The sequence below is a fragment of the Paraburkholderia rhizosphaerae genome, from assembly GCF_004366595.1.
GTDB lineage: Bacteria > Pseudomonadota > Gammaproteobacteria > Burkholderiales > Burkholderiaceae > Paraburkholderia > Paraburkholderia rhizosphaerae.
In genome coordinates, this window is record NZ_SORE01000027.1 from 57,552 (window position 1) to 74,613 (window position 17,062).

General features: G+C 62.4%; 15 protein-coding genes. 6 read left to right on the forward strand and 9 right to left on the reverse strand.

Translation table 11 applies throughout. From position 1 onward, the window contains the following. Positions 1–9 precede the first annotated feature (9 nt). Positions 10–1,929: a sulfate adenylyltransferase subunit CysN gene (cysN, locus tag BX592_RS27635; protein ID WP_134196468.1), complete on the reverse strand. Its 1,920-nt coding sequence runs from the start codon at positions 1,927–1,929 to the stop codon at positions 10–12. Continuing rightward, on the reverse strand, positions 1,929–2,879 hold the full coding sequence (gene cysD / locus BX592_RS27640; RefSeq protein WP_134196469.1) for a sulfate adenylyltransferase subunit CysD: 951 nt from the start codon (positions 2,877–2,879) through the stop codon (positions 1,929–1,931). Before cysD ends, cysN begins: the two co-directional genes overlap by 1 nt. Before the next feature lie 227 nt (positions 2,880–3,106). Here cysD and BX592_RS27645 point away from each other — a divergent pair, with 227 nt between their 5' ends. After that, positions 3,107–4,249: a methyltransferase gene (locus BX592_RS27645; protein WP_134196470.1), complete on the forward strand. Its 1,143-nt coding sequence runs from the start codon at positions 3,107–3,109 to the stop codon at positions 4,247–4,249. A 41-nt stretch (positions 4,250–4,290) separates the two neighbouring features. Here BX592_RS27645 and BX592_RS27650 read toward each other — a convergent pair whose 3' ends face one another. Next, on the reverse strand, positions 4,291–5,553 hold the full coding sequence (locus BX592_RS27650) for a TIGR03862 family flavoprotein (protein WP_134196471.1): 1,263 nt from the start codon (positions 5,551–5,553) through the stop codon (positions 4,291–4,293). Positions 5,554–5,923: 370 nt separating this feature from the next. On the opposite strand from BX592_RS27650, the gene BX592_RS27655 reads away from it, so the two are divergent. Beyond that, positions 5,924–6,136, forward strand: coding sequence for a DUF1059 domain-containing protein (locus BX592_RS27655; protein WP_134196472.1), 213 nt, complete (start codon positions 5,924–5,926; stop codon positions 6,134–6,136). Between the two features lie 22 nt (positions 6,137–6,158). Here the strand turns inward: BX592_RS27655 and BX592_RS27660 are convergent, their stop codons facing one another. Both BX592_RS27660 and BX592_RS27665 read right to left on the reverse strand, forming a co-directional pair. Then, positions 6,159–7,706: a UxaA family hydrolase gene (locus tag BX592_RS27660; RefSeq protein ID WP_134196509.1), complete on the reverse strand. Its 1,548-nt coding sequence runs from the start codon at positions 7,704–7,706 to the stop codon at positions 6,159–6,161. A 316-nt stretch (positions 7,707–8,022) separates the two neighbouring features. Then, positions 8,023–8,343 (reverse strand): type II toxin-antitoxin system HicA family toxin, encoded by a 321-nt coding sequence (locus BX592_RS27665; RefSeq protein WP_134196473.1) that lies wholly within the window; start codon positions 8,341–8,343, stop codon positions 8,023–8,025. 410 nt (positions 8,344–8,753) lie between these two features. Here BX592_RS27665 and BX592_RS27670 point away from each other — a divergent pair, with 410 nt between their 5' ends. Then, positions 8,754–9,584, forward strand: coding sequence for a class I SAM-dependent methyltransferase (locus BX592_RS27670; protein ID WP_134196474.1), 831 nt, complete (start codon positions 8,754–8,756; stop codon positions 9,582–9,584). A 47-nt stretch (positions 9,585–9,631) separates the two neighbouring features. Here the strand turns inward: BX592_RS27670 and BX592_RS27675 are convergent, their stop codons facing one another. Then, positions 9,632–10,183 (reverse strand): DUF1415 domain-containing protein, encoded by a 552-nt coding sequence (locus BX592_RS27675; RefSeq protein WP_134196475.1) that lies wholly within the window; start codon positions 10,181–10,183, stop codon positions 9,632–9,634. 65 nt (positions 10,184–10,248) lie between these two features. Continuing rightward, entirely contained in the window at positions 10,249–10,941 is a 693-nt protein-coding gene (locus tag BX592_RS27680) for a TetR/AcrR family transcriptional regulator (RefSeq protein WP_134196476.1), read from the reverse strand. Between the two features lie 184 nt (positions 10,942–11,125). Between BX592_RS27680 and BX592_RS27685 the strand changes: the two genes are divergently transcribed. Together BX592_RS27685 and BX592_RS27690 are read left to right on the forward strand one after the other, a co-directional pair. Further along, positions 11,126–12,409 carry an MFS transporter gene (locus tag BX592_RS27685; protein WP_134196477.1) on the forward strand — a complete coding sequence of 428 codons (1,284 nt, stop codon included), beginning with the start codon at positions 11,126–11,128 and terminating at the stop codon, positions 12,407–12,409. 150 nt (positions 12,410–12,559) lie between these two features. Further along, positions 12,560–13,153 (forward strand): nitroreductase family protein, encoded by a 594-nt coding sequence (locus BX592_RS27690; RefSeq protein WP_134196478.1) that lies wholly within the window; start codon positions 12,560–12,562, stop codon positions 13,151–13,153. Positions 13,154–13,246: 93 nt separating this feature from the next. Here the strand turns inward: BX592_RS27690 and BX592_RS27695 are convergent, their stop codons facing one another. Further along, positions 13,247–14,728 (reverse strand): MFS transporter, encoded by a 1,482-nt coding sequence (locus BX592_RS27695; protein WP_134196479.1) that lies wholly within the window; start codon positions 14,726–14,728, stop codon positions 13,247–13,249. A 375-nt stretch (positions 14,729–15,103) separates the two neighbouring features. Here BX592_RS27695 and BX592_RS27700 point away from each other — a divergent pair, with 375 nt between their 5' ends. Continuing rightward, complete coding sequence (locus BX592_RS27700) at positions 15,104–16,354, forward strand: Hsp70 family protein (protein WP_134196480.1); 1,251 nt, start codon at positions 15,104–15,106, stop codon at positions 16,352–16,354. Positions 16,355–16,467: 113 nt separating this feature from the next. Here the strand turns inward: BX592_RS27700 and BX592_RS27705 are convergent, their stop codons facing one another. Beyond that, positions 16,468–16,671 (reverse strand): cold-shock protein, encoded by a 204-nt coding sequence (locus BX592_RS27705; RefSeq protein ID WP_075158275.1) that lies wholly within the window; start codon positions 16,669–16,671, stop codon positions 16,468–16,470. Between the last annotated feature and the right edge of the window lie 391 nt (positions 16,672–17,062).

Consider the following 17,062-nt stretch of genomic DNA (forward strand, 5'->3'; position numbering starts at 1 on the left):
ACCTACTACCTACCGCACGCCGCCCGAATCTCCCGGCTGCTCCTCGCACAAATACTCAACAATTCTCTCCGCCGCTTCTTCCGGCGTCAGCTTCGTCGTATCGATATGCAGCTCCGGCTGTTCGGGCGGCTCATACGTCGAATCAATGCCGGTAAAGTTCTTGAGCTCACCGCGCCGCGCCTTCTTGTACAACCCTTTCGGATCGCGCTGCTCGGCAACCGCGAGCGGCGTATCGATAAACACCTCGACAAACTCACCGTCCCCCACCAGCCCACGCGCAGTATCCCGTTCCGCCTTGAACGGCGAAATAAACGACACCAGCGTGATCAACCCGGCATCGACCATCAGCTTCGCGACCTCACCGACGCGCCTGATGTTCTCGACACGATCAGCCTCAGTGAACCCCAGGTCCATACAAAGGCCATGCCGCACGTTGTCCCCATCGAGCAGATACGTATGCCGGCCCAACGCATGCAGCTTCTTCTCGACGAGGTTCGCGATCGTCGATTTACCGGCGCCCGATAGCCCCGTGAGCCAGACCACCGCCGGCCGCTGTCCTTTGATCCTTGCGCGCGCATCCTTATTGATCTCCAGCGCCTGCCAGTGGACGTTCTGGGAACGCCGCAACGCAAAGTGCAGCATGCCGGCGCCCACCGTCGCGTTCGATAGCCGGTCGATGACGATAAAACCTCCGGTATCGCGATTCTGCTGGTAAGAATCAAACGCGATAGCCTGATCGACGTGCAGGTTGCACACGCCGATCTCATTCAACTCCAGCTTTTTCGCCGGCAAGTGCTCCATCGTATTCACATTGACCTTGTATTTCGGCTGCCCGATCGACAACCCGACGGTCTTTGCGCCCAGCTTCAACAGGTACTTGCGGCCGGGCAGCATCGGCTCGTCGCTCATCCAGACGATGTTGGCCTCGAACTGGTCGGCGACCGACGCGGGTTCGTCGGCGGCGCACAGCATGTCGCCGCGGCTGATATCGATCTCGTCCGCCAGCGTGACCGTGACCGATTGCCCGGCAACGGCCTGCGCGAGATCGCCATCGAACGTGACGATCCGCTCGACGGTGCTCTCACGTCCGGACGGCAAGACCCGCACCCGCGCGCCAGGCCGAAGTGCGCCTCCGACCACACGACCTGAGAACCCGCGAAAATTCGCATCCGGTCGGCTCACCCACTGAACCGGCATACGGAACGCACCCGAGCGGGCAGCATCATCGCCGATCTCGACCGTTTCGAGGTAAGCCATCAATGTCGGTCCGCGATACCACGGCGTGTGCTGACTCGGCGCTGTAACGTTGTCGCCTTTGAGCGCCGACATTGGAATCGCAACCACCTGTTCGATGCCCGTCGGTGCCGCGAACGCGCGATATTCGTCGACGATGCGATCAAACACGTCTTTCGAGTAGTCGACAAGATCCAGCTTGTTGATCGCGAGCACGACGTGTCGAATACCGAGCAGCGACACGATGTAGCTATGGCGACGCGTTTGCGTCAGCAACCCCTTGCGCGCATCGACGATCAGGATCGCGACATCCGCGGTCGACGCGCCGGTCACCATGTTGCGGTTGTATTGCTCGTGGCCGGGCGTATCGGCGACGATAAACTTGCGTCGATCCGTCGAGAAGAAACGGTACGCAACATCGATTGTGATGCCCTGTTCCCGCTCCGCCGCGAGCCCGTCGACGAGCAGCGCAAAGTCGAGTGCGCCGCCTTGCGTGCCGATCTTTTTCGAGTCGGCTTCGAGCGCCGTCAACTGATCGGCAAACAGCATCTTCGACTCATACAGCAGACGTCCGATCAGCGTGCTCTTGCCATCGTCGACGCTTCCGCACGTGATAAAGCGCAGCAGCCCCTTGTGCTGATGGGCTTCCAGATATTGCTCGATATCCTCGGCGATCAGGTTCGATACGTGTGCCATCAGAAATAGCCTTCCTGCTTTTTCTTTTCCATCGAGCCGCTCGAATCGTGATCGATCAGCCGCCCCTGACGCTCGGAGGTTCGGGTCAGCAGCATTTCCTGAATGATCTGCGGCAGCGTCGTCGCGGTGCTCTCGATCGCGCCGGTGAGCGGATAGCATCCGAGCGTACGAAAGCGGACGCTGCGCATCGTCGGCTGCTCGCCGGGCTTAAGCGGCATCCGGTTGTCATCGACCATGATCAGCAGACCGTCGCGCTCGACCACCGGTCGCACTGCGGCGAAATAGAGCGGCACCAGCGGGATGTGCTCCAGATAGATGTATTGCCAGATATCGAGCTCGGTCCAGTTCGAGATCGGGAACACGCGCATGCTTTCGCCGTGATTCTTGCGGCCGTTGTACAGGCGCCAGAGTTCGGGGCGCTGCATCTTCGGATCCCATCGGTGCTGCGACGAGCGAAACGAAAAGATCCGCTCTTTCGCGCGCGATTTTTCCTCGTCGCGGCGCGCGCCGCCGAATGCGAGGTCGAAGCCGAAGTGGTCCAGCGCCTGCTTCAACCCTTGCGTCTTCCAGATATCGGTGTGAATGGCTGAACCGTGATCGAACGGATTGATGCTTTTTTCCAGCGCTTCCGGGTTCTGCCACGTCAGCAACTCGAGACCCAATCGCGCCACCGCCTGATCACGGAACGCGTACATATCGCGGAATTTCCAGGTGGTGTCGACGTGCAGCAGGCGGAACGGCGGCTTCGACGGATAGAACGCTTTCATCGCCAGATGCAGCAGCACCGAGCTATCCTTGCCGATCGAATACAGCATCACCGGATTCTCGGCATCCGCGACTGCTTCGCGCATGATGTCGATGCTCTCGGCCTCGAGCCGCTGCAAATGCGTGAGGGTATTTGCCGCCTGCGTGCGCGATATCGCGTGATGTTCCGCCAATCGTTCGTTCATGAGCTTCACAACGTCTGGAGGGGTAAGGGTACGTGGTCTAAGGAAAATACTTTGTGGGTCCCGATTCGATCTTGCGCTGTCCATCTTACGCCGGGCTAGTCAGACCGCGCCGGTCGAAGAGAGCTTACGTTTGGCCCTAATTCCTGAAATAGCCTTACATGCGGGTTCGCCTGCGCTAACCCTTGACCGCATTGCTGCATAATGCGTTGCGTTGCTCCGGTATAGCCATGACCCCATCCTCCGAAATTCCTCCGTTTCCCGTCATCAGCTGGCCCGAGGCCGATGGCCCGCAATCCGCCCGCTGGCGCTCCGAGGCCGGTGTGCCGCCGCCAAAGCGCGTCGTTATCGCCGACGACCGCACAACGGCCGATTCCGCCTACCGTCTTGCCTGCGAGGGCACGGCTTTGCTCTGGCGCGGCGACTTCCAGAACGCGCGTCAACTCTTGCAAGCGATGTCGCGCCGCCTCGAACGCAAGCCGCCGAAGCGCGCGACGTCGCCGCTCGACGCGTTCAACCTGCATCGACAGGCGCAATCGCAACGCGCGCGCACGCTCGGCATGCTGCTGATTCCGCTCGATGCCGATTACACAATCCCGCTGCGTCGCGCGCCGAATGTGCAGGACGCGTGTGCCGAAACCTACGGTCCTGCCGGTGCGGACACATCGGTGGTCTCGTTGCGTGAGGTGCTCGGACTGATCGGTGCGCACGAGTGGCGCAAGAAGGGCGTCGAAATTCCTGCGCTCGGCGAGCGCATTCACCCGTACTACGGCGTGTTTTCGCCGGTGCGCGGCGAATATATCGACCTCGTTGCGCGCACACCGTTGCCTTCGCAAGGGCTCGCGTTCGATGTCGGCACCGGCACGGGCGTGCTTGCCGCGGTTCTTGCGAAGCGTGGCGTCCAGAAAGTCGTCGCTACCGACCAGGACCCGCGTGCGCTCGCGTGTGCCCAAGAGAATCTTGCGCGGCTCGGCTACGCGGACAGCGTCGAGATTCTCGACGCGGATCTGTTTCCGCCGGGCCGCGCGCCGCTAGTCGTGTGCAATCCGCCGTGGCTGCCGGCGCGGCCCGCGTCGCCGATCGAGTACGCAATTTACGACCACGAAAGCCGCATGCTGCTTGGTTTTCTGAATGGTCTTGCCGATCATCTGGAGCCGGGCGGCGAGGGCTGGCTGATCCTGTCGGATTTCGCAGAACATCTCGGCTTGCGCACGCGCGACGATCTGCTCGCGGCAATCGATCGCGCGGGGCTTATCGTTGCCGGACGCGAAGATATCCGGCCGCGTCATCCGAAGGCCGCCGATGCGTCCGATCCGCTGCATGCGGCGCGTGCGGCGGAAGTGACGTCGCTATGGCGGCTGAAGGCGCGTTGAGCTGAGCGCGCTGAGTCGCGGGAGGTGGCAGCGAAAACCCGTCAGCGTCCCACACTCGCAAGGTGATTCAACGCGCCAAGCCCCGCTGCCAGTCCGCTCGCGAAACACGCGGTCAGCAGATAGCCACCGGTCGGCGCTTCCCAGTCAAGCATTTCGCCGGCGCAGAACACGCCGGGCAATTCGCGAATCATCAGGTGCGAATCGAGCGCCTCGAAGGGCACGCCACCTGAACTGCTGATCGCTTCTTCAATCGGCCGCGCGCGCACCAACCGTAGTGGCAACGACTTGATCGCATATGCGACGCGTTCGATATCGAAGAAATCCTTCTTCGACAGGCACTCATGCAGCAAGCCGAGCTTCACACCGGTAATGCCAATGCGGCTTTGCAGATGGCTCGACATCGAGCGCGAGCCACGCGGCCGCACCACCTCGTCGATCACACGCTCAGTGCTCAGCCCCGGTGCGAGATCGAGCCGGATGACCGCGGCGCCATCGGCGGCCACGCGCTCGCGAATGACGGAGGAAAGCGCATAGACGAGGCTACCTTCGATGCCCGTGGTTGTGATCACGAACTCGCCTTGCCGGCGCAGCACCTGGTTGTCGGCGTCCGTCACGGCGATCGCGACCGCCTTCACCGGCTGGCCGGCGTAACGCTCGCGAAACGGTTCGGTCCAGTCCGCGTCAAAGCCGCAGTTCGACGGACCGAGCGGAACGACCGGTACGTTGCGTTCGGTCAGCAGCGGCACCCACGATGCGTCCGAGCCGAGCCGTGGCCAACTCCCGCCGCCGAGCGCGAGTATGACCGCATCCGTGTGCAGTACCTGTTCGCCGCTGGGCGTAAGCAGACGCAGCGCGTGCCGCGCGGGGCCGTTTTCCGTACTCCAGCCGACCCACTTGTGCCGCATATGAAAGCGCACGCCGGATTCGCGCAAGCGATGCAACCATGCACGCAGAAGCGGCGCGGCCTTCATGTCGGTCGGAAACACACGCCCCGAGCTGCCGACAAAGGTATCCACGCCGAGTTCGCTGGTCCATGCGCGCAACGCGTCGGGCGCGAAGCGCTCGACGAGCGGCGCAATCTGCGCGCTGCGCTTGCCGTAGCGTGTCATAAACCGCTCGAGCGGCTCCGAATGCGTGATGTTCATGCCGCCTTTGCCGGCCATCAGAAACTTGCGGCCGACGGAAGGCATTGCATCGTAGACGTCGACCTGCACGCCGTGCTGCACCAGCGCTTCGGCGGCCATCAGTCCGGCGGGCCCGCCGCCGATCACGGCGACGCTATGACGGTCGTACAAAATCGACATGCGTGGCAAACGATCGAGAGAGTGATATTGAACGGATGTTCGGTCACCGGTTACATGGTTCCATGGGAGGCCCAGGTCCGGCGGCGCCCGCATTTTCCCATAGGTCCGTGATGCGGCCGAAGCATCCGCAAGACGAGCGTATTGTGCAACGTTCGCCTTTCGAAGCCCTTCGTCGACTTCCGTACGCGCGATGCATCCTTTTATCGCACCACGACCTATAATTTTTGACACCCCTGTTCGACGCGCTTCGCGTCAGATCCCCGCACGCGCATTGCCTGCTCGCCAATCGATCCGCTTGATCGATCGGCTCGCCTGTCGAATCACCGACGCATGAGGCGCGTGCGCCTTCATTGATGTGAGGAGTATTGCCATGAGCCGCGTATACATCGATTGCCGTGAATACCCGAGCGACATCGCATGTTCGGTCGCGCTATGCGCCGACTCGGAAAAAGAACTGCTCGAAGCCGCGGTGCAGCACGCGGTCACGGTGCACAAGCATGCGGATTCGCCCGAACTTCGCTCGCAGTTGAAGACGATGTTCCACGCAGGCACGCCGCCCGCCGACATGCAACGCAACGCGTGACAACGCGCCGCGCCCGGACGCTTCAGGTCACGACGCCGACTTGCCACGGCACGAATTCGTTTTGCCCGTAGCCGTGCAATTCGCTTTTCGAGCGCGTGCCCGACGCGCAGTCGAGCATCATCTGGAAGATCGCTTCGCCTAGCTGATCGATTGACGCGGTGCCGTCGATCACGCCGCCGCAGTTGATGTCCATATCGTCCTGCTGGCGCTCCCACAGCGCGGTATTGGTCGCGAGCTTCAGCGAGGGCGACGGCGCGCAGCCATACGCGGAACCGCGGCCAGTCGTGAAGCAGATCAGATTCGCGCCCGACGCGACCTGGCCGGTCGCCGACATCGGGTCGTAGCCGGGCGAATCCATAAACACGAAGCCTTTCGCGGTGATCGGCTGCGCGTATTCGTAGACGTCGACGAGATTCGTCGTGCCACCTTTTGCGACCGCGCCGAGCGATTTCTCGAGGATCGTTGTCAGGCCGCCGACCTTGTTGCCGGCCGACGGATTGTTGTCGAGCGCCGCATGGTTGCGCGCGCAATAATCCTGCCACCACGCAATGCGCGCGAGCAGCTTCTCGCCGACCTCACGGCTTACCGCACGCCGCGTCAGCAGGTGCTCGGCGCCGTAAACCTCCGGCGTCTCGGACAGGATCGCGGTACCGCCATGCCGCACCAGCCGGTCGACTGCCGCGCCCAAAGCGGGGTTCGCCGAAATGCCCGAATAGCCGTCGGACCCGCCGCACTGCAGCCCGACGTTCAGATGCGATGCCGGCACGGGTTCGCGCATCACGCGGTTCGCATCGGCGAGCATCTCGCGCACCATCGCGATGCCGCGTTCGATCGTCTTGCGCGTGCCGCCGCTGTCCTGAATCGTGAAGCTGCGCAGCTTCGGTTGATCGTCTTTCAGACCGCTGGACTCGAGCACACCGCCGATCTGGTTGGCTTCGCAGCCCAATCCGACGAACAGCACCGATGCGAAGTTCGGATGCACCGCGTAGCCCGCCAGCGTGCGGCGAAGAATCTTCATGCCTTCGCCGAGCGTGTCGATCCCGCAGCCCAGGCCGTGCGTGAGCGCGATCACGCCGTCGACGTTCGGATAGTCAGCGAGCGCTTGCGGGTTCACGTCGCGGCGAAAATGATCGGCGATTGCGCGCGCAACCGTCGCCGAACAGTTGACGCTGGTCAGCACGCCGATAAAGTTGCGCGTCGCAACGCGGCCGTCGGCGCGGCGGATGCCCATGAAATGCGCGGGTTCGGCGACGTAATCGGTCGGATGCACGTCGACGCCGAACTCATGTTCGCGCGCAAATTCGGCCATGCTGACGTTGTGCACGTGCACATGCTGGCCGCGCGCGATCTCGCTGCGTGCGATGCCGATGATCTGGTTATAGCGCTTGACCGGCTCGCCCTTTGCAATCGCGCGTGTCGCGACCTTGTGGCCGGGAGGAATCAGCCCGGTGACGACGAGGTCCTCCGCGTCGATGCGCGTGCCCGGCACAAGCTGTCGGGTCGCGATGATCACATCGTCGTTCGGATGAAGACGGATGATGGGATGAGCAACGGCTGATTCGGTCGACATCGGGCATGCCTCGAAAGGGGGCGTCTCGTAGGGAGCGGCCATCGTGTTACGCATGGGCGTTTCCATGCGCAACACGTAGCGCTTCTTCTGCAAACGATTCAAAGAATAGCCGATTGACGACGCGTACGCCGGCCGGCAAATCGATGCGGAGGGAATCGGATGCGGCGTACGCGCGGTGGCCGGATGTCGCGATGCCACGCCGTGCAGGATGGATGCGGGTTAGCGGAACGGACAGCGGGCCGCGTCAACCTGCGCGTCAACTAGTGCTTTGGCCCGCGCTTTGGTCGGCACATTAGCCCGCGCAACAACCCGCGCATTAACCAGGATAAGCCTCATCGACCTTCAGACCCGCCAGCTTGAAGATCACGCGCAGCGTCTGGGGTTTGATGTCACGCCGCGACGCGAGCGTCGTCATCACGAAGTCGAGCACTTTCGCGTACTTGAGCAGGATCAGAACGGTTTCGAGATCGACGCTGCCATCGCGCATCTCTTCAGCCAGGCGCAGCATTTCGACCGAGATGTCGCGCGCCATTTCCAGCTCGAGCTGCTGCTTCTCGGTCCATTCCGGTGTTGTCGTGAGCTTGGCGAGCAGTTCCTGAAACTTTTGTTCCGCGTTTCCGTTGGGTATCGTGTCCATTGCCGCCTCTTCTGATCCGAGCGCGCTTCCTGTGAACAGTCGCGGCACGCTTCAGGTTAGGTTACGTTCGGCCCCGTCGTGCTACGCATGATCGCATGCAATCGACAGGTACGACCTCCCCCATAGCTACCGGTTCACCGCGTCGTTCGAGCGGTCGGCAGCTTTCATTGTTATATCGCGTCGCCGGGCTGGCCTGCCCGAGCGCAATGCGTGACGCACGCTGTGCGGCTTATGCAGCGCCCGCGATGGGGTCCAACGCTGCATAAAGCGTTCCTTGCGGTTGTGCGCACACCGTTTCTAGCGCGATGACCAACGAGGTTGTCCGCGCTTTTCGGTAAACTGACAGCAACTTCTTCCTTTTTCCGTCACCTGTCGCACGTTTTTCATGCAATCGGTGGCACGTCACTTCGATGTCGAGTAAAACCTACGAAATCCGGCCGAACCAATCCGTCGAACTGCTAAAAGAACTACATATCCTGACGCGCGACGGCAAGATGAATCAGGATAGCCGCCGCAAGCTGAAGCAGGTCTATCACCTGTACCAGTTCATCGAGCCGCTGCTGAACGACGTAAAAGAAGCGAAAGGCTCGGTCTCGCTCGTCGATCACGGCGCGGGCAAGTCGTATCTGGGCTTCATTTTGTACGACCTGTTCTTCAAGGATCTGCGCGATAGCTCGCACATCTATGGGATCGAGACGCGCGAAGAACTCGTGACGAAATCCGGGGAACTCGCGGCGCGGCTGGGTTTTGCCGGGATGTCGTTTCTGAATCTGTCGGTGGCCGAGTCGACAGTGTCGGACCGTCTGCCACCGGCCATCGATATCGTCACCGCACTGCACGCATGCAATACCGCGACTGACGACGCGATCCGCTTCGCGTTGCAGAAGCGCGCGAAATATGTGGTTGTGGTGCCCTGTTGCCAGGCGGAGGTAGCCGGCGTGCTGAAGCGAAACAAGAGCAAATCGCTAGGCGACGCGTTGACCGAGATCTGGCGCCATCCGCTGCATACGCGTGAGTTCGGCAGTCAGATCACCAATGTGCTGCGCTGCTTGCAACTCGAGGCGCATGGATACCAGGTGAACGTGACGGAGCTGGTCGGCTGGGAGCACTCGATGAAGAACGAGCTGATCATCGCGCATTACAAAGATTTGCCGCGGCGCCGGCCGGCCGAGCGGCTGCACGAGGTGATGCAGAGATTCGGGCTCGATGAGCTGCGCGAGCGGTTCTTCGTCGACGCTTGAGCGGAAATGCGAGGGCCCGCGGCGCTCGTGCGGCTGCGCGGTACTCGTCAGTCGGTTTCGCGTTCCATCCATCGCCGCCAGCCTTCCGGTCCGAGCCGCCGCAGCGTCTGCTGATTGCGTTCGTAGATGTCGGCCGCATCGGGGAACGCATCGACCGCGCGTTCGATGCTCGCCTCGCGCAGCAGATGCAGGATCGGATAAGGCGAGCGGTTCGTATAGTTCTCGATGTCGTCCGGCTCGCTGCCTTCGAACCGATAGTTCGGATGAAAGCTCGCAATCTGCAGCGTGCCTTCCAGACGTAGTTGCTTGAGCAATTGGTCCGCGAAGTACAGGCAGTCGTTGTATTCGAGAAAGTCAGCGAGCGCGAACGGGAGAATCAGCAGCGTGGTGTCGATGACTTCAGGGTTCGCGTCCGTTAGCGTGCGCAGTTCGCTTTCGAGGTCGGCCAGCACGCCTTCGATGTCCGTCGCGTCGCTGATTGCGTAGCGAATCTGGTCTTTCACGTGGACCGCTTTCGCGAACGGACACAGGTTCAGCCCGATCACCGCGCGCGTCAGCCAGTGACGGGTCGCGGCGATGATCGATTCATCGGGATTCATCGGATGTGGCACGGGTAACGGCAGGCAGCGGAGAAAACGGCATAGCAGGTAGCGCGGCGAAACCGCTATTTTACCGGTGCATCCGCGCAGGCGGCCGCGATCAGTTGCGCGGCGACGACCGGGGCCGCCGCGATCGGTCCGCAGCCGGGGCCGTACGTCTGGCTCGCCGCGTAGACCCCTTCGATCAGCAACGCGAGCGCGTCGGCAAGCGCCGCCGGGTCACGCGCACCTGCCTGCACGGCCAGTTCGTTCAGTCTTGCGTTGAGCTTTGCCTTGTTGCGACTCACGCAGACCCGCGCGGGATGCGATGCGTCGGGAAACTCCGCCGACACATTGACGAACGGACAACCGCGATATTCGACTGCCGACGCGCGCCGCGCGAGGTCGCTGAAATATTCGTTCAGCTCCTTGACCGGTTCGCCGGGATACTTCTCGAAGTTGCGCTCGAAGCGAACGAAGAACTCGCGGTCCGCGCGCTCGAGGTACGCGACGACCAGATCGTCCTTCGACGAAAACTGCCGATACAAGCTCATCTTGTTGACGCCCGCCCGTTCGACGACCGCATCGACGCCGACCGCACGCACGCCTTCACGATAAAAAAGTTCGGCTGCGGCGCGCAGCAAATGCTCTTGCGCTTCGGCTCCGGCGGTGTGCGGGCGGCGTGCCGAGCCCGCCGGCCGGCGCGTCGCTGCCGTGGCCGGTGAACCCGCTTCAGGTGGCGTCTTGCCGTGCGGTTTGACCGCGCGTGAATCGTTCATGACAGTCCATGGATGCGAATGACTTGCCTTGACATGTTACTGACCAGTCACTACCATCGCAACACATTGTGACAGGGCAGTCACAAACGCTTTACGCGATTCGTAACAATCTCACCCTAAATCTATCCCGGCGGCGCGTGGGTCCGATATCCGCAGCGGCGTCCGTCGAAACGGAGAGCAACGGATGAACTGGGCTTCAAGACTTATCGGGGGACGCTTCCACTACGGCTGGCTGGCGGTCGCGGTGACGTTTCTCGTGCTGCTGGCGGCGGCCGGGACGCGTGCGACGCCGAGCGTGATGATGGTTCCGCTCGAGCACGAATTCGGCTGGAGCCGAGCGACGATCTCGCTCGCGATCTCCGTGAACATCGCGTTGTACGGTTTGATGGGGCCGTTTGCCGCGGCCGCGATGCAGCGCTTCGGTGTGCGGCCGACGCTGCTCACTGCGCTGGCGGTGATGGGAGCTGGTGTCGCGCTGTCGTCGACGATGACCGCGCCATGGCAAATGGTGCTTGTCTGGGGCGTGATGGTTGGCGGTTCGACCGGCGTCGCGGCGCTGACGCTATCGGCCACCGTGGTTAACCGCTGGTTCAGCGCGCGTCGCGGGCTGGTGATGGGCATTCTGACCGCGAGTTCGGCGACCGGTCAGCTGGTCTTTCTGCCGATGCTCGCCGCGATTGCCGAACATCACGGCTGGCGGCCGGTCGTATGGGTGGTCGCGATCGCGGCGGGCGTCGTGTTGCCGCTCGTCGCGTTCCTGTTGCCCGAGCGCCCTGCCGATCTGACATTGCGCCCCTACGGCGAGCCTGCCGATGCACCGCTGCGAACCGATCATTCGAAGCAGAACCCGCTTGCGATCGCGTTCGGCACGCTCGCGTCCGCGAGCAAAACGCGCGACTTCTGGCTGCTGTTCTTCAGCTTTTTCATTTGCGGCGCCAGTACCAATGGCTATGTCGGCACGCATCTGATCGCGATGTGCGGCGACTATGGTTTGTCCGAAGTGCAGGGCGCGTCGCTGCTTGCCGCGATGGGTATCTTCGATCTGTTTGGCACCACGTTGTCGGGCTGGCTGTCGGACCGCTTCAATTCGCGCGTGCTGCTGTTCTGGTACTACGGGCTGCGCGGACTCTCGTTGATCTATCTGCCGCACGCATTCGGCATCGATTTCTTCGGCCTGCCGCTGTTCGCCGTTTTCTACGGGCTCGACTGGATCGCGACGGTGCCGCCCACCGTGCGTCTTGCGACCGATGTGTACGGCAAGGAAGCGGCGCCCGTTGTGTTCGGCTGGGTGGTCGCCGGGCACCAGCTCGGTGCGGCGTTTGCCGCGCTCGGCGCGGGGATGTTGCGCGCGAGCCTCGGCACGTACACGGTCGCGTCGATGATTTCCGGCGGGTTGTGTCTGATCGCCGCGGTCATTGTGTTGCGTATCAATCGACGCCCGCGCGAGGCCGCAATTCAGGCGGTCTGACGCACGCGGCATGATGTTGCAGTGATGCGCTCTCGCAGTTGAATCTGTCATTAAGCGAGTCGAGTAGCGGTATAGCGCCCAAGTCCGGGTTATCCTATCCGGCCGTTGGGCAACGACCGATCGTTCATGTACTTCGACTGCGAGACGCCGATGATCAAAAAAATCGCCGCTACTGAAGTCCCGATTCACGAACTGCTGGCGAGCCGCTGGAGCCCGCGCGCGTTCTCGAGTGAGCCTGTGAGCCACGAGCACCTGCACGCGGTGCTCGAAGCGGCGCGCTGGGCGCCGTCGTCGTATAACGCGCAGCCATGGCGCTTCGTCGTGTTCGATCGAAGCGTCGATGAAGTCGCGTTCAAGAAGGCATTCTCGACACTCGTGCCATTCAACCAGGGCTGGAATCGGCCTTTGCCGGTGCTGATCGCCGTGACGACGCAGACGTTGACTCACAAGGGCGACGTCAATCGTTGTGCGTCGTATGATGCGGGCGCTGCGGCGATGGCGCTGGTTCTGCAGGCGCATGCGCTTGGCCTCGGCGCGCATCAGATGAGCGGTTTCGATGTCAAGGCGTTCCGTCAGGCGTTCGAGATTCCGGGCGACGTCGAAGTCATTGCGATGATCGCGCTCGGTCATTATGGCGAGGCCGAAAAGCTCGATCCGGTGCTGCGTGAACGCGAGAAATCGGTGCGTGCGCGCTTGCCGCTTGCGGAGATTGCCTTCGCCGGTGCGTGGAAGAAAGCGTTCTGAGCGCGTGACTGCGCGGCGTGGCGTGCGTGGGCATGGCATGCGCGTCTGACGAATAGCGCACGGCGAAACGGTTGCGAATACGCTAACGCGATGTCAGTCGCTTTCGTTATCACCGACCGCCGATAGCGGCGCGGCCACGCTTTCGAGTGAGCGCCGCTCCGCGTCGACACCCCAGATCGCGGCGATCAGTGCCGCAATCAGCATCAGCGCCGAGCCGACCAGATAGCCTGAAAACACTTCGCTGCGTTGATGCGTGTCGATCAAGCGTCCGAAGAATGCGGGTCCCGCGATGCCTCCAAGTGCGGTGCCGAATGCATAGAACACCGCGATTGCGAGCGCGCGAATTTCGAGCGGGAACGACTCGCTGACGGTCAGATACGCGGAGCTCGCGGCGGCCGAAGCAAAGAAGAAGATCACCATCCACGAGATCGTCTGCGTCGTGACGGTCAGCCAGTGCTGCTGGAACAGATAGCCGCTGATGGTCAGCAGCACGCCGGATAACGCATAGGTCGCCGCGATCATCTTGCGCCGGCCGATCACATCGAAGAGCCGGCCCAGCAGCAGCGGACCCAGAAAATTGCCTAGCGCGAACGGCAGCAGATACCAGCCGACATGGTCGCCGGGCACCCCGTAGAAGTCGGTGAGCACTAGCGCATAGGTGAAGAAGATCGCGTTGTAGAAGAACGCCTGCGCGGTCATCAGTGATAACCCGACGAACGCGCGTCGACGATGCCGGACGAACAGCGTGCTGAACACTTCACGTAACGTCGTACGTTCGCGCGTGCGCAAGCGTAGGCGGTTGAGTGCGTCGTCATCCGTGAGCTCGTGTCCATGCTCGCGAAAGCGCGCCTCGATCGCGTCGACCACCGAGTGCGCCTCGTGCGCTTCGTTGTGTGTCAGCAGCCAGCGAGGGCTTTCGGGAATCCATGCGCGCATCGGCAGGATCGCGAGCGCGAGCAACGCGCCGATCAGAAAGCACGCGCGCCAGCCCCAGTCAGGTGGCATCAGCCCGGGGTCGAGCAGCACGATCGAGCCCGCGGCGCCGAGCCCCGCGCCGACCCAGAACGTGCCGTTGATCGCCAGATCGGTCCAGCCACGCACGCGTGCCGGCGTGAACTCCTGGATCGTCGAATTAATCGCGGTGTACTCGCCGCCGATACCCGCTCCGGTCAGGAAGCGGAACAGCAGAAACGTCGCGAGGTTCCACGACAGCGCGGTCGCCGCGGTTGCGGCGAGATACAGCGCGAGCGTGATGAAGAACAGTTTGCGCCGGCCGAGGCGGTCGGTCAGCCAGCCGAAACCAAGTGCACCGAGCACGGCACCCGCGATATACGCACTGCCCGCGAGGCCGACTTCCGTATTGGTGAAGCGCAACGCCGGGCTCGCCTTCAACGCGCTCGCGACGGCGCCGGCCAGCGTCACCTCCAGTCCGTCGAGCAGCCATGTGATGCCGAGCGCAACGACGATCAGCGAGTGAAAGCGGCCCCACGGCAGACGGTCGAGCCTGGCCGGCAAATTCGTTTCGATGATCGCGGACGCTTCAGCGCGGGCTGTTGCGGCGGGCGGGTCGGACATGACGGCTGTCTCCTGTTTTTCGCGAACGGGGCAGCCGATGGCTGCAAGCGCCGGCCACGCGAGGCGGTCGGTGAAATTGGCTGGGCACTATTCATCATTCAAATGAAGTGCCACCGGCGCTGCGCAGACTCGCATTTCGTGCAAATTCCGTTCCGCGTTTTCCCGCGACTGACGCGATGCAAGCCCGCGCTTTGCGCAGCCGGCGGCGTATGCGGGTCCGCCGGAACCGCAGCGTGCGTCGCCTGGCGCCGCCGCTTGAGCCCGAACTTCGGCATAGGTTGCCGCGCGTTGCGCTTTCGTGCTAAAAAGCCCGTCCTTCCCCTTGCTCGCGCCGGCGTCGGTGGCGGCACGCCGCCTCCAGCCAGCGATGTCCTCATGACCTTTTGCGCGATTGACTTCGGTACGTCGAATTCGGCTGTCGCGGTGCCCGACAACGGGGCGCTGCGGCTCGCGCCGGTCGAAGGCGCGTACACCACGCTGCCGACCGCGGTGTTCTTCAATGTCGACGAAAACACCCGCGAATTCGGGCGCGCCGCGCTCGAGGCGTACATCGACGGCTTCGATGGCCGGCTGATGCGCTCGATGAAGAGCATTCTCGGTTCAGCGCTCGCCGAAAGCACGACCGACCTCGGCGACGGCACCGCGATCAAATACACCGACGTGATCGGAATCTTCCTCACGCATCTGAAGCGCCATGCGGAGGCACGCGCAGGCGTCCCGCTCGAACGCGCGGTGCTTGGTCGCCCGGTGTTCTTCGTCGATGACGACCCGCGCGCCGACCTCCTCGCCCAGCAGCAGTTGGAAGCGGCCGCGCATGCGGTCGGCTTTCGCGACATCCGCTTCCAGTATGAGCCGATTGCGGCGGCATTCGATTACGAATCGCATCTGACTGAAGAAGGGCTCGTGCTGGTCGCGGACATCGGCGGGGGCACCTCGGACTTCTCGCTGGTGCGCGTCGGGCCGCAGCGGATGGCGCGCGTCGAGCGCAAGGACGACGTGCTAGCGCACCACGGCGTGCATGTGGCGGGCACTGATTTCGACCGGCGCGTCGAACTGACGACGATCCTCACCGAGCTCGGCTATCGGTCAATCGATCCGGAGGGGCGCGAGGTGCCGAACCGCGTTTACTTCGATCTGGCGACGTGGCATCTGATCAACACCGTCTATGCGCCGAAGCGCGTCGGTGAACTGGCGCTGATGCGCCATCTGTACGCGGACACCCGCCATCACGACCGGCTGATGCGCGTGGTCGAGCAGCGCTTCGGTCATGCGCTGGCTGCGCGCGCTGAGGAGGCGAAGATCGGCGTCGCGGCAGGCGGCGAGACACTGATCGATCTTGAGCTGGTGGAAGACGACCTGCGCGTTGCGTTTGACGAGGCGCAGCTGATCGAAGCAGGCAAGGACGAAACGCAGCGCATCGTGCAGGCCGCGCGCGACACGGTACAGGCAGCCGGTGTTGCTGATCGGGACGTGAGCGCGTTGTATTTCACCGGCGGCTCGACCGGCCTCGGGTTTCTTTCCGGCGCGCTTTGCGCGGCATTCCCGGCTGCGCGGCCGGTGTTCGGCGATCGGCTCGCCAGTGTTGCGACTGGCTTGGGGATCCACGCACAGCGGGTGTTCGGCTAGGCGTCAGCCGCCGTCTCGCTGCCGAACTTTCTTTGCGCTGCATGCATAAAAAACCCCGCTGAAGCGGGGTTTTTTTATGCCCCGAGGGATTTCCCTCGGGAAAGCGCGGCTTATTAGGCCGGCTTGATGTTCGCGGCTTGCTTGCCCTTCGGGCCAGTCTTCACTTCGAACGTAACCTTCTGGTTTTCTTGCAGCGTCTTGAAGCCTTCGATGCGAATTTCAGAGAAATGCGCGAACAGATCTTCGCCGCCGCCGTCCGGGGTGATGAAGCCAAAGCCCTTTGCGTCATTGAACCACTTGACGGTACCGGTTTCCATATTACTTTTTCCTAAGAGAGGTAAATAAGGCCGAAGCCTGATAGGGGGTGCATGAAAATCAAGGAAGGGGTAATAGGACCAACCGGAGTACCGTGATGGGCGAACTACGAAAGACCAATTCACTCGCCACTTGAAATCCTGCACGATCTTTATACGGTCATTTCGAGAGAAGGTCAATAGTGTCCCTATTTTCTTCACGGCGATTAACGTTTAAGCCGCAAACATCATTACAAAGCTTGCAAATCGGCTGATTTTTTTGTAGGGACACAGGCTTCCGGTATTCGCAGCGCGGGTGCAACCGTTACACTACGACCCCTCGCGCGGGTTGCACCTCGTCAGAGGGGCGCATGTGCAAACATGCTGGCGCAGAGCATGCGTGTCACAGCCGGCG

Bases quoted from the DNA above. Each gene is read 5' to 3' on its own strand.
- cysN (WP_134196468.1), bottom strand. From the start codon at position 1,929: ATGGCACACGTATCGAACCTGATCGCCGAGGATATCGAGCAATATCTG.
- cysD (WP_134196469.1), bottom strand. From the start codon at position 2,879: ATGAACGAACGATTGGCGGAACATCACGCGATATCGCGCACGCAGGCG.
- BX592_RS27645 (WP_134196470.1), top strand. From the start codon at position 3,107: ATGACCCCATCCTCCGAAATTCCTCCGTTTCCCGTCATCAGCTGGCCC.
- BX592_RS27650 (WP_134196471.1), bottom strand. From the start codon at position 5,553: ATGTCGATTTTGTACGACCGTCATAGCGTCGCCGTGATCGGCGGCGGG.
- BX592_RS27655 (WP_134196472.1), top strand. From the start codon at position 5,924: ATGAGCCGCGTATACATCGATTGCCGTGAATACCCGAGCGACATCGCA.
- BX592_RS27660 (WP_134196509.1), bottom strand. From the start codon at position 7,706: ATGTCGACCGAATCAGCCGTTGCTCATCCCATCATCCGTCTTCATCCG.
- BX592_RS27665 (WP_134196473.1), bottom strand. From the start codon at position 8,343: ATGGACACGATACCCAACGGAAACGCGGAACAAAAGTTTCAGGAACTG.
- BX592_RS27670 (WP_134196474.1), top strand. From the start codon at position 8,754: ATGTCGAGTAAAACCTACGAAATCCGGCCGAACCAATCCGTCGAACTG.
- BX592_RS27675 (WP_134196475.1), bottom strand. From the start codon at position 10,183: ATGAATCCCGATGAATCGATCATCGCCGCGACCCGTCACTGGCTGACG.
- BX592_RS27680 (WP_134196476.1), bottom strand. From the start codon at position 10,941: ATGAACGATTCACGCGCGGTCAAACCGCACGGCAAGACGCCACCTGAA.
- BX592_RS27685 (WP_134196477.1), top strand. From the start codon at position 11,126: ATGAACTGGGCTTCAAGACTTATCGGGGGACGCTTCCACTACGGCTGG.
- BX592_RS27690 (WP_134196478.1), top strand. From the start codon at position 12,560: ATGATCAAAAAAATCGCCGCTACTGAAGTCCCGATTCACGAACTGCTG.
- BX592_RS27695 (WP_134196479.1), bottom strand. From the start codon at position 14,728: ATGTCCGACCCGCCCGCCGCAACAGCCCGCGCTGAAGCGTCCGCGATC.
- BX592_RS27700 (WP_134196480.1), top strand. From the start codon at position 15,104: ATGACCTTTTGCGCGATTGACTTCGGTACGTCGAATTCGGCTGTCGCG.
- BX592_RS27705 (WP_075158275.1), bottom strand. From the start codon at position 16,671: ATGGAAACCGGTACCGTCAAGTGGTTCAATGACGCAAAGGGCTTTGGC.